The sequence below is a fragment of the Treponema sp. UBA3813 genome, from assembly GCA_002368605.1.
In the GTDB taxonomy this organism is placed as follows: Bacteria; Spirochaetota; Spirochaetia; order Treponematales; family Treponemataceae; genus Treponema_D.
The window spans coordinates 46,046-54,513 of sequence record DFEB01000018.1 but is presented as its reverse complement, the minus strand read 5'-3'; the positions used below and the strand labels follow the sequence as shown (position 1 = coordinate 54,513).

The window sequence follows — 8,468 nt, the reverse complement described above, 5'->3', positions numbered from 1 at the left end:
TCGATCAGATTATCCATGATGTGGCTATTTCTGACCATCATGTGATTCTCTGCTTTGACCGTTCCGGGGCAGTTCCAGGAGACGGAGAAACTCATCAGGGAATTTTTGACATCGCCCTTCTGCGACCGATTCCCAATATGACGATGCTTTCTCCTGCCACGGCCCTTGATTTGAGCCTCTGCCTTATGTGGGCAGTGAACGCAAAAAGACCGGTGGCAATCCGTTATCCAAAACTTTCCTGTCCTAGCGAGCTTCCTTCTTTTGAGGGGAATTTTGTTGAGGGACGGGGAGTTCTTCTTAAAAATTCAGAATTTGCCCCCAACCTCAGCGTGAATTTTGATTCAGAACTTGCCATTTCTGATGAGGAAAAAAAGACTTCCCGCTCAGCCGAAAAGATTTTGCTCGTCTGTACTGGCGGAATCCTAGATGAGTGCCTTGTTTGCGCCCGAAATCTTCTTCAGAAAGGCAAAAACACCGACATTTACACCCTTCGTTTTATAAAGCCCCTTGATGAAGACTATTTTCTCTCGCTGGCAAAAAAATATGACAGGGTGGCGGTGATTGAGGACGGAGTAAAAAATGGCGGAATCGGCGAGTATCTGGAAAATCTTCTGTTTGAGCACGGCTTCAAGAATGTGAGCCTTTTTGCCTTCCCTGAAAAATTTTTCTCTCAGGGAACAAGGGCACAGATTCTTGAAGAAGCCGGTCTTTCCGCAGGGGAAATCGTTAAAAAATTATTAGACGCGGATTAACGCAGATAGACGCAGATAACCTCTGTGAACTCTGTGAGGAATTTATGAAAACACTGCATCTTTCAAATCGCACAATCTCAACTAATCTTCCGGCTTTTGTAATGGGAATCGTGAACGCTACTCCTGATTCTTTTTTTGACAAGAGCAGGGGGGGCGCGGATGAGGCTTTGCGCCTTGTTGACGAGGGAGCGGAAATCCTTGACATTGGCGGGGAATCCAGCCGGCCGGGAAGCGATTATGTGAGCTGTGAAGAAGAAATCCGCCGGGTGATTCCCGTGGTTGAGGAAGTTCGCCGCCACTCAGACATTCCGATTTCGGTGGATACGAGAAAATTTGAAGTGATGAAGGCGGCTTTTGAGGCTGGCGCGGATATTTTAAACGACATTTCCGCCCTTGAAGACGACAGCTCTCTCGCGCCTTTTTGCGCTGAGACAAAAATTCCCGTGATTCTCATGCACAAGAGGGGAAATCCTTCCACGATGCAGAAAAACACTGTCTACGGAAATGTCTTTGACGAGGTGAACGAATATCTTAAAAGCCGGGTGGAATTCGCAAAATCTTTTGGAATCGCTGACGAAAAAATCTGGCTGGATCCAGGAATCGGTTTCGGGAAAAATACCGCCGATAATTTTGAGCTTATGCGCCGTTGCGGTGAATTTTTAGAAGGAAAATATCCTCTTCTTATGGCTCTCTCGCGGAAAACCTGCATAGGGGATGTGACTGGCCGTGAGGTTTCACAGCGGCTTTCTGGCACTATTGCGGCAAATCTTCTTTCAGTGCTAAAAGGGGCTGGTATGATTCGCGTCCATGATGTGAAGGAAGCGGTAGACTCCTTGAAAGTGATGAAGGCCTTTTTTGAAGAGTAATGGCGGCTGGGGATTGAAGCCACCCGCTCTGCGGGGTGCGAAGCACTGGAGCCGAAAGGCGTAATGGCGGAAAGCCCACCAGAAAGTTCTTTCTGCCCCTAAAAAATTATAGATAAATCCGCAAAAAAACGCTATAATACTTGTCTGGAGTTTTTTAATTGAACGCGTTTGACGGATTACAGACGGTTTGGAATCTTATTCGACCGATTATCGATGTGGGTATAATCACTTTTCTCCTGTATAAGGCCTATCAAATTATTATTCGAACGAATGCCGTGCAGATTATTATGGCCGGAATTACGGTCGCTTTGTTCTACGCGGTGGCCTATGTCTTAAAACTTTCCACCCTTTTATGGATTTTAACAAGTCTCGCTCCTGGTTTTGCCATTGCTTTTGCCATTGTCTTCCAACCTGAGTTGCGAAAAGTTTTCCTTAAAATTGGTCAGAATGATTTATTTACATTCGGAAACCGCTCGCGTCACACCTATGTGGATACGGCTGTTGTTGCGGCGGAAACTCTTTCAAAACTCAAAAAAGGTATGCTGGTCGTTTTTATGCGTCATACCCGCCTGGATGATATTATCGAAACAGGAACGAAACTCAATGCGGATATTTCTTCGGCTCTTCTAGTCACTATATTCGGGCATGAGACTCCCTTGCACGACGCGGCTTGTATCGTTCAGAACGGAAAGGTACTTGCGGCCGGCTGTTTCTTGCCTTTAAGCGAGCAGTATGATATCAAAAAGACTTTCGGAACCCGGCATAGGGCGGCTTTGGGCTTGTGTGAGACGACTGATGCCGTCGTTCTTGTCGTTTCTGAGGAGACAGGGGCAATAAGTCTTGCTTATGATTCAAAACTCCATTATGACTTAAAACCTGCACAAGTCACGAAAATGCTTGAGAATCTGCTTGAGGTTTCTGCCGCTCAGCGAACAATTGAGGATACAATCGATGAAAGCAAAGCAAGTATTTGATAAACTTACGGAAAACTGGCTGCCTAAGGCACTTTGTTTTATCATTGCGGTTTTTCTCTATGTAATCTATCAAAACCAGAGTGTAGATACCAGAGTTTTTTCGGTTTCTCTTGGTCTTGAGGCAAAAAATGGGTTCGTATCTGTTGAGCCCCATCCTCGTACTGTCGTAGTTTCTGCCAGAGGCAAATCAGAAGAGCTGGCGCAAGTCCGTGAAAGCGATTTAAAGGCTTACCTTGATTTGAATTATGTTGCGAAAGACGGAAGCTATGATTTTCCTGTCCTGCTTACACTTTCTGATTCTGCCAGCGTGCTTAATCCGCTTGAACTTAAAGTTACTCCTGAGAGAGTGCGTCTTCGGGTTGAAGAAGAAGTTACCGCCTATGTTGATATAAATCCTCTTACAACGGGCAAACCTGCCTACGGATATGGAATCAAGGATGTTACGGTTGTTCCGGATCAGATTGCTATTACTGGTCCTAAAACAATGGTAGAGAATTGCAAGTCTCTTAATACTCTTGGGGTGACTGTATCAAACGCAAAGAGAAATTTCACATCTAAGACAAAGGTTGAGCAAAAGGGATTTTTCATCAAGCATGAGGATTTGTCCGTATCGGTGACAGTTGAGCTTGAGGAAATGGATGGAAGCAAACAATTTACAAAACTTCCTGTAAAAGTCTTAAATCTTTCTCAAGATCTTGAGGTTCGCGCTGTAACGAATGATGTTACTGTAACGCTTCGTGGTTCCCTCGTTTCTCTTGACTCTTTTAAGCCGGATGAAAATTTTGTAACCGCTGATGCTTCAAATATCGAAGAGCCGGGAACCTTTTATGTGCCCCTTTCTTTTTCTGTTCCAAAAAGATTTGCACTTGCTGACGGATATACAAAAAGTGTTCCGATTACATTTACGACAAAACAAACAACTTCGCAGACTGATGCGGTCGAGGAAAAGATTACAGTTGTTGAGACTGATACAGGTATGCTGGAAGAAAAAGTGGAGCAGAAAAAGGCACGATGATTTTAGGACTGGGAACTGATATTGCCAAGGTCTCTCGCTTTGAAAAATGGGTAAGAAACGGAGAGATTATCTCCAGATTTTTTAATGAATGCGAGATTGTAAAAATTGATGACGCTGCTTCGATTGAAAAACGAATGCATTTTCTTTGTGAGCATTATGCTTCACGATTTGCGGCTAAAGAAGCTTTCGCAAAGGCTCTCGGAACTGGATTCGTTGGCCTTGAACTGGCGGATTTTGGTGTTCAAAAAAATGAGAATGGAAAGCCTTCTTTCTACTTTGGCGAAAAAACGACTTCTATAATAGAAAAAAAATGTGGAAAAGGTGCGAAAGTGTTCGTTTCCATTTCACATGAAAAAGAATATGCTGTATCATCTGTAGTAATAGAACAGAATTAATGTGTACGGGGGTGTGATATGTATAAAAAATCTTCAAAAGCTGAATCTGATTCGGATAAAAAGCCGAAGCTCTCATATTGGTCAAAGACTAAGTGCCGTTGCCCGGTTTGTCAGCGTGATTTTGCAAAAGAGGAAATGCTCACCGGTAGCGGACGAATGAATGCCGGTGATTTGACAGATGAGCTTCACAGAAATTACATCCCGTCAGAAAAGTATGGTGCTGTCTATCCTCTTATTTATTCGGTTGGTGCTTGTCCTCGCTGCCATGTTGCTTTTTTATGGAAAGATTTTGAGGAAATTACGGACAAAGCCTCAATTGATGCCTTGCGCGATGATGACGATAACCGAAAGCAAAAAGTTTCGAATATTTTTCCTCATTATGACCTTGAGCATGAGCGAAATCTTCTTGACGGTGCTGCCATGTATTATCTTGCCCTTCTTTCTTATGAGAAGGTTGATTTGGCTTATGCACCAACTTTTAAGCGCGCGATGCTTTCTCTTCGGCTTGCGTGGATTTGCAATCATTTGAATGAGGCGATTCCTGGTTACAATTATGATTATGTTGCAAAACTCTTTTATCAGAAAGCAACTTTTTTCTACGAGCAGACGATGATAAATGAGACTGGTAGAATCGAAACTTTCGCCTCTGTCAGTAATTTTGGTCCCGATATCGACAAAAACTATGGTTACGACGGCATGATTTACCTGATTGGCTTGCTTGAATACAAATACGGTCAAACCGATGACCTGCCTCTCCGCTACAAAAAACTTGATGCGGCCAAGCGTGCGATTGCCAGGGGATTCGGTCTCGGTAAATCTTCTAAGGCAAAACCGGGACCTCTCCTTGAAAATGCCCGAAATCTTTACGACAAAATCACTGACTTAATCAAAGATGCCAACACTATTGATTTTGGCGATGACGACGAAGAAGAAGAGTAGGCAGGAGCTGTCGTGAGGAATATTCTTCTTACCCTTTCCTATGACGGCACTGATTTTTGCGGCTGGCAACGGCAGGACAAAAGCGACGGCGGAAAGCCTGTCCGTACCGTGCAAGGCGAAATCGAAACCGCTTTAGAGAAAATCCACAAGACTCACATTGCCCTCACCGGGAGCGGCCGCACAGATTCCGGGGTTCATGCCTTCAGGCAGGCGGCGAATTTTTTTTCTCCCATTGATTCTATTCCCGTGGAAAGATATGTTCCCGCGATAAACGCTTTTTTGCCCCCGGATATCCGCATTGCCGCCTCAAAAGAGGTTGGGGAGGATTTCTCATCGCGATTTTCTGCCACAAGCCGGACTTACAGATATTTTATTCATACCAAAAATCCCTTCGCTTCCCAAATGCGCTATGTCTGGCCGATTCACCATGAGCCGAATCTTCAAGTCCTGAACGAAATGGCCTCGCATTTACGGGGCGAGCTTGACTGCGCTGCTTTTGCCGCCGCCGGAGACCAGAGCCTTTCCACCTGCCGCTACATTGAGGGCGCGCGCTTTTTCCGTGACGAAAAGGACAGCGATGTGATTGTCTTTGAGATTTGCGCCAATGCTTTTTTATGGAAGATGGTCAGAAGTCTCACCGGAAGCCTGATTTTCTTTGAGAAAAGCGGAAAGGACGCCGCCTATTTTAAGGAAGTGCTGGAGTCAAAAGACCGGAGCAAGGCCGGCCCCACGGCTCCGCCAACAGGCTTATTTTTGTACGATGTGAGTTTTGAGGGCGAGAGGAGGCATGTATGACAAAAGACGACAAAATCAAAATCTATAATCTTCTCAAAACTGCCTCAGACTCTCTTTGCGGCTATGCCTCTCCTGATTTTGCGGGAGAAATGCCGGAATTCCAAGACGATATTGTAATTACTTCTTCTGATTCTACTATTTCTCATATCAATAAAAAAATCGCCGAGTGTAAGCGATGTGGTCTTTGCGCGGGGCGTCTTAATGTGGTTCCGGGAATGGGCGTTGAAAAGCCTCTGGTGCTTGTGATTGGAGAGGGACCTGGTGAGGAAGAGGATAAGCAGGGAAAGCCTTTTGTCGGGCCTGCCGGTCAGCTTTTGGACAAAATGCTTGGAGCGATAGGGCTTTACCGGGACAAAAACTGTTACATCGCCAATATCGTAAAGTGCCGGCCTCCTATGAACAGAAATCCCCTGCCAGAGGAAGCGGATGCCTGCCGTCCTTTCCTTGACGCCCAGATTGCGGCCCTTAAACCCAAGGCGATTTTGTGCGCGGGAAGTGTTGCCGTAAAGAATCTTTTTCACAGCGAAGAGGGCGTAATGAAGCTGCACGGAAAAATCCTCGACTACAAGGGAATTCCTGTGGTGACCACCTGGCACCCAAGCGCACTTTTACGCGCCCCTGAGAACAAGCGCCCTGCATGGGAAGATTTGAAAGTCTTTAAGAATCTTCTTCTTGGAATCGTGCCTGACTACGATAAATGAAAAAATTCCTTCAAGTCGTATTGAACATTCCTCTCAATCAGGCCTTCACTTACCTGGACTGCGAAAATCCTGAGAATAAAAGCAGGACTGGCTTCCGCGCGGACTTAAAATTCGGAAACAGGCGCATGACGGGCTTTGTCGTGGGTGAAAGCGATTCCCTGCCTGCCGATTGCCCGGTTGAGGAAAGCAAAATCCGCCCAATCCTCCGCATTTTGGATGAGGAGCCTCTTTTTAACGAAGAAATCATAGAACTTGCCAAATGGGTCTCCCGCTACTACCTTTGCTCAGTGGGCGAGGCAATCAGCGCCATGCTGCCCGGCGGTAAGCGGGAAAGTGACGCCGGTGGATTTTCCTTCCTTGAAGAAAGCCCTGAGACCAAGGCGCGGACTTTAAGTGACGAGCAGAAAAAAGCGGTTGAAGAGATTTTAGGAATTAGGAATGATTCTAATCTTCACTATCTTTACGGGGCCACAGGAACCGGCAAGACTGAGGTTTTCATGCAGGTTTGCGAGCGTCTTTTGGCACTCGGAAAGGGAGTGATTTACCTTGTCCCGGAAATCGGACTTACAAAGCAGGTGATTCAGGCCGTGGTTTCCAGATTCGGAAACACTGCCGCCGTCTTGCACTCAGGCCTTACCCCCAGCCAGAAATTGAGCGAGTGGCGCAGGATTTTGAATAAAGAAGCCCGCATTGTCATCGGAGCCAGGAGCGCGGTTTTTGCCCCCCTTCCTGATTTGGGCATGATTATAATCGACGAGGAGCATGACGGCTCTTACAAGTCAGGGAACACTCCCCGCTATCACGCCCGTCAGGTGGCCATGTACCGCTGCGGCAAGAAGAAAATCCCCCTTTTGATGGGAAGCGCCACTCCCAGCGTGGAGGCCTGGCACTTAATGGAGAGCGGCGGAATCAAAAAGCATGTCCTCACCCGGCGGCTTGCTGGGGGAGCCATGCCTCAAATCAAGTGCGTGAATCTTTCATCGCTTTCCATTGACGGAGCGATTTCCCCGGTCTTGCAAAAAGAAATTGAAGCCACCCTTGCCGAAAAAAGGCAGACCATCCTCTTTTTGAACCGCAGGGGTTTCACTCACTTTTTCCGCTGTAACTCCTGCGGCTTTGAACTTAAATGCAAGAACTGCTCGGTTTCCCTCACTTTCCACAAGGCCGAAAAGCGGCTTCGCTGCCATTACTGCGGCTATTCTGTCTCTCCGCCCCAGGTCTGCCCTGAGTGCGGCTCTTTGGATGTGGGCTATTCTGGCTTCGGGACGGAATTCATCGAGACGGAGGTGAAGGCTAAATTCCCCAATGCAAGGGTCGTCCGGGTGGACACCGATTCCTTGAATCACAAGGGGGAGCTTACTGAAAAACTGGACGCTTTCAAAAAAGGCGAGTATGACATCATGCTGGGAACTCAGATGGTGGCAAAGGGCTTGAATTTCCCCAATCTCAAGCTGGTAGGCGTGGTTCTGGCCGACACAGGCCTGCACATGCCGGATTTTAGGGCCGCCGAGCGTACTTTCGCTTTGATTACTCAGGTGGCCGGGCGGGCAGGGCGCTTTTTCCCGGACGGCAAGGTTTTAGTCCAGACTTACTGCCCCGATAGCGAGCCTATAGCCTATGCCGTGGCTGGGAAGACCGAGGAATTTTACGAGAGCGAAGTCAAAACACGGGAAATGCTGTCTTTTCCTCCCTTCGCCCGAATCTTGCGCATGGTTTTCCGCGCTCCCAGCGAGCATCAGGCGGTGGCGGGGGCAAACGGGGCTGCCGCCATCCTGAAAAAAATCCTTTACGGCTCAAAATCAAATCCTTCAAAGTTGCAGGAAGCCGCCCTTCACACAGAAATTTTAGGGCCGGCTGAGTGTCCTCTCTCAAAAATCGCCGCAAATTACCGCCAGCAGATAATTCTCCGCGGGCCTTCAATCAGTCTGCTTCAATACATGGCTTCCACTTTTATGGCGAATTTCAAGGCTCCCGGCGAAGTCTACATCGAGTATGATGTTGACCCTGTTTCCTTGTTGTAAAGTTCTCTTT

General features: G+C 47.0%; 9 protein-coding genes. All 9 read left to right on the top strand.

Going from position 1 to position 8,468, the window contains the following annotated elements:
• Positions 1 to 752: transketolase C-terminal domain-containing protein (locus tag B2089_RS02055; RefSeq protein ID WP_296685660.1), on the top strand; the 752-nt coding region annotated here is incomplete at its 5' end.
• Between the two features lie 44 nt (positions 753 to 796).
• Positions 797 to 1,618, top strand: coding sequence for a dihydropteroate synthase (gene folP, locus B2089_RS02050; protein WP_296325887.1), 822 nt, complete (start codon positions 797 to 799; stop codon positions 1,616 to 1,618).
• 158 nt (positions 1,619 to 1,776) lie between these two features.
• Positions 1,777 to 2,592 (top strand): diadenylate cyclase CdaA, encoded by an 816-nt coding sequence (gene cdaA / locus B2089_RS02045; protein ID WP_296325886.1) that lies wholly within the window; start codon positions 1,777 to 1,779, stop codon positions 2,590 to 2,592.
• Positions 2,570 to 3,607: a CdaR family protein gene (locus B2089_RS02040; protein ID WP_296325883.1), complete on the top strand. Its 1,038-nt coding sequence runs from the start codon at positions 2,570 to 2,572 to the stop codon at positions 3,605 to 3,607. The genes cdaA and B2089_RS02040 overlap by 23 nt, the downstream gene beginning before the upstream one ends.
• Positions 3,604 to 4,002: a holo-ACP synthase gene (gene acpS, locus B2089_RS02035; RefSeq protein WP_296325881.1), complete on the top strand. Its 399-nt coding sequence runs from the start codon at positions 3,604 to 3,606 to the stop codon at positions 4,000 to 4,002. The genes B2089_RS02040 and acpS overlap by 4 nt, the downstream gene beginning before the upstream one ends.
• An 18-nt stretch (positions 4,003 to 4,020) precedes the next feature.
• Positions 4,021 to 4,941 carry a DUF2225 domain-containing protein gene (locus B2089_RS02030; protein WP_296325879.1) on the top strand — a complete coding sequence of 307 codons (921 nt, stop codon included), beginning with the start codon at positions 4,021 to 4,023 and terminating at the stop codon, positions 4,939 to 4,941.
• Positions 4,942 to 4,953: 12 nt separating this feature from the next.
• A complete protein-coding gene (truA, locus tag B2089_RS02025; RefSeq protein WP_296325877.1) occupies positions 4,954 to 5,736 on the top strand; it encodes a tRNA pseudouridine(38-40) synthase TruA in 783 nt (260 codons plus the stop codon).
• Positions 5,733 to 6,437 carry a uracil-DNA glycosylase gene (locus B2089_RS02020; protein WP_296325875.1) on the top strand — a complete coding sequence of 235 codons (705 nt, stop codon included), beginning with the start codon at positions 5,733 to 5,735 and terminating at the stop codon, positions 6,435 to 6,437. Before truA ends, B2089_RS02020 begins: the two co-directional genes overlap by 4 nt.
• The gene (gene priA, locus B2089_RS02015) at positions 6,434 to 8,458 is read left to right on the top strand and encodes a replication restart helicase PriA (protein ID WP_296325873.1); all 2,025 of its coding nucleotides are present in this window, start codon (positions 6,434 to 6,436) and stop codon (positions 8,456 to 8,458) included. The genes B2089_RS02020 and priA overlap by 4 nt, the downstream gene beginning before the upstream one ends.
• Positions 8,459 to 8,468: the final 10 nt, after the last annotated feature.